Origin of the sequence: Microbacterium sp., assembly GCF_035554235.1 — a bacterium.
In the GTDB taxonomy this organism is placed as follows: domain Bacteria; phylum Actinomycetota; class Actinomycetes; order Actinomycetales; family Microbacteriaceae; genus Microbacterium.
The window spans coordinates 1-3,014 of record NZ_DATMIO010000225.1 but is presented as its reverse complement, the minus strand read 5'-3'; the positions used below and the strand labels follow the sequence as shown (position 1 = coordinate 3,014).

The following is a 3,014-nucleotide window of genomic DNA, read 5'->3' as shown; positions in this document are numbered from 1 at the left end:
TTCGACCTGCCCGACTACGGCGCCCCGCAGCCGATCGACTTCGTCACGGGAACCGTGCTCACGTGTGCGATCGTGCTCATCGGCATGGTGGCGCTCTACGCGTTCCCGCTCGTCTACCGCGCGCTGCACGCCCTGCGGCATCCCGTCGTCATCACGACCGTCGGCGGTTTGCTGCTCGGCATCCTGGGCTTTCTCGGCGGTCCCATCACGATGTTCAAGGGGCTCACGCAGATGGGCGAGCTGCTGAAGGATCCCGGTCAGTACGACGCGGGTCAGCTCGCCATGATCGCCGGCATCAAGGTCGTCGCGCTGCTGATCGCCGCATCCGCGCTCTTCCGCGGCGGCCGGATCTTTCCGGCCACCTTCATCGGGGTCGCGCTCGGCCTGCTCGGCAACGCACTGTTCCCGTCGATCCCGATCGGGCTCGCGGTCGCGTGCGGCGTGATCGGCATCCTTGTCGTCGTCTCGCGCGACGGCTGGCTCGCGCTGTTCGTCGCGGTCGCCGTCGCCGGCGACATCACCCTGCTGCCGATGCTCTGCGTCATCATCCTCCCCGCGTGGCTGATCGTGGCGGCGGCGCCGGAGTTCCGCATCCTGCCGGCGGCGGCCGACACGCCCGAACCGGCTAAGAAGCCGAAGCCACGCTCTGCGGGAGACGCACCGACGTCGTGACCCGCTCCGGGTGGGCGTAGACGTTCATCGACGCGCCCCGGAGGAACCCCACGAGCGTCAGGCCGGATGCCTCGGCAAGCTCCACCGCGAGGGATGACGGCGCCGAGACCGCCGCCAGGATCGGGATGCCGGCCATGACTGCCTTCTGGACGAGTTCGAAGCTCGCGCGCCCCGATACCATCAGCACGTGCCCGGTGAGCGGCAGCCGGTCGTTCAGCACGGCCCAGCCGACCACCTTGTCGACCGCGTTGTGCCGGCCGACATCCTCGCGCAGCACGACGAGCTCCCCCGTCGTCGCGTCGAAGAGGCCCGCCGCGTGCAGACCGCCGGTCTTGTCGAAGACATCCTGCTGTGCGCGCAGCGCGTCGGGCAGGCTCGTCAGCAGCGCGGCGGAGACCGCCGCGGCATCCGCCCCCACGTCGTACGACGAGACCGTCTCGACGGCCTCGATGCTCGCCTTGCCGCAGAGGCCGCACGAGCTCGTCGTGTAGAAGTTTCGGGCGAGGTCGGGATCGGGCGGTGCGACGCCCGGGGCGAGCGTGACATCGAGCACGTTGTAGGCGTTCTCGGCAGACCCGGCGATCGGTCCGCCCGTTCCCGGTCCCCCGCAGTGGATGGCCGAGCGGAAGTCCGGCCCGGCGGCGATGACCCCCTCGGAGACGAGGAAGCCGGCGGCGAGCTCGACATCGTGGCCGGGCGTGCGCATCGTGATCGCGAGCGACGTGCCGCCCACGCGGATCTCGAGAGGCTCCTCGACGGCGAGGGTGTCGGAGCGACGGCGCTCGCTGTCACCCTCCACATCGGAGACGGTGATGCGGGTGATCGGCCGCCGGGCGGTGATGCGTCCCATACCGCCATGCTAACCGCGGGTGGATGCCGGTGGCCCCGCCCTCGGGAACTCAGCCGCCGATGGCGTTCATGCCCCGCGCGGGCTGGAGGAAGCTCGGGTCGTTGATCGCGTGCCCGGGGAGCTTTCCCCACACGCAGGCGCGGAGGACCGCCTCGATCCCCGCCGCGTCGACGGCGGCCGGATCGGGCGAGTCGTTCGGCCGCAGCACCGGCAGCAGGTCGAACTCCGTCGTGGAGAAGAGGCAATTGCGCAGCTGACCGTCGGCCGTGAGCCGGAGCCGATCGCAATTGCCGCAGAACGGCGCCGTGACCGAGGCGATCACGCCCACCGTGTGGGGTCCCCCGTCGAGGGCCCAGGTCTCGGCGGGCGCGCCCCCGCGCCCGGGCACCTCCTGCAGGCTCCAGCGCGTCGACAGCGACGCGAGGATCTCGTCGCGCGTGACCATCGTGTGGCGATCCCACGTGTGCCCCGCGTCGAGGGGCATCTGCTCGATGAACCGCAGCTGCGCCGCGTGCGCGACGGCGAACTCCACGAGTTCGACGAGCTCGTCGTCGTTGACGCCGCGCATCGCGACGGCGTTCAGCTTGAGGGGACGGAGCGGGGATGCCGCGGCGGCCGCGATCCCGTCGAGCACGTCGTCGAGGCGATCGCGCCGCGTGAGGTCGTGGAACCGGTCGCGGCGGAGCGTGTCGATGGAGATGTTGAGCCGGTCGAGCCAGGCGTCGACGAGATCAGGAAGGAAGTGCCGAAGCCGGATGCCGTTGGTCGTCATCGCGATCGTCACAGGTCCGCCGGGGCCTTCGATGCGCGACAGCCTGCGCACCACCTCCACGATGTCGGCGCGCAGCAGGGGCTCGCCGCCGGTGAGACGGAACGTCGAGATGCCGGCATCCGCCGCGACGCGCGCGACCGCCTCGATCTCATCCAGCGAGAGGATGCTCGAGCGGGCCAGCCACTCGTTCCCCTGCTCGGGCATGCAGTAGGTGCAGCGCAGCGAGCACCGGTCGGTGAGCGAGATGCGCAGGTCGCGGTGCACGCGTCCGTGCGTGTCGACGAGCGGCGCCCCCGGGGTGTTCCGGGGCGCCTCGTGCGCACTCGGCGCGCGCACGCCGATGGTCACGGGAACGACGCTCATGCGCCCCACCCGCCCCGGAGTCCGCTCGTGCCGGCCATGCATCGAGCCTAATCCCGCGGCGACGCGCCTGGCGCGCGGTCACTTCAATGACGAGGGACCCTGTTGGTCTGACCGCTATTGCCCTGTGGTCTGGCCACGTGGCGCAGCCTGCCATCTCGACGTGCACCGCCTCGGCAGAGGGGCACGTGTGGTCGGTTCACGGTAGGTATTGCGGCACGACCTGCCACTTCGAGGGGCCCGGCTTCGGTGGGGTGGCACGAGCGGTCGCTTCGCGGTGCGTGGAGCGGCACCACCTGCCACTTCGACAGGGGCCCGGTGGATGCCGCGTCCGGGTCGATGTGCCCGACCTGGCCCGGG

At 71.0% G+C, this 3,014-nt stretch carries 3 protein-coding genes; 1 reads left to right on the top strand and 2 read right to left on the bottom strand.

The features are described from left to right. On the top strand, nucleotides 1-672 hold a 672-nt coding region (locus VNT50_RS11645; protein ID WP_325485283.1), incomplete at its 5' end, for a chloride channel protein. Here the strand turns inward: VNT50_RS11645 and fdhD are convergent. Together fdhD and moaA are read right to left on the bottom strand one after the other, a co-directional pair. Further along, nucleotides 626-1,522, bottom strand: a complete 897-nt coding sequence (fdhD, locus tag VNT50_RS11640) for a formate dehydrogenase accessory sulfurtransferase FdhD (protein WP_325485282.1) — start codon at nucleotides 1,520-1,522, stop codon at nucleotides 626-628. The two genes, VNT50_RS11645 and fdhD, sit on opposite strands and share 47 nt — an antisense overlap. 49 nt (nucleotides 1,523-1,571) lie before the next feature. After that, nucleotides 1,572-2,657, bottom strand: a complete 1,086-nt coding sequence (moaA, locus tag VNT50_RS11635; protein ID WP_325485281.1) for a GTP 3',8-cyclase MoaA — start codon at nucleotides 2,655-2,657, stop codon at nucleotides 1,572-1,574. Between the last annotated feature and the right edge of the window lie 357 nt (nucleotides 2,658-3,014).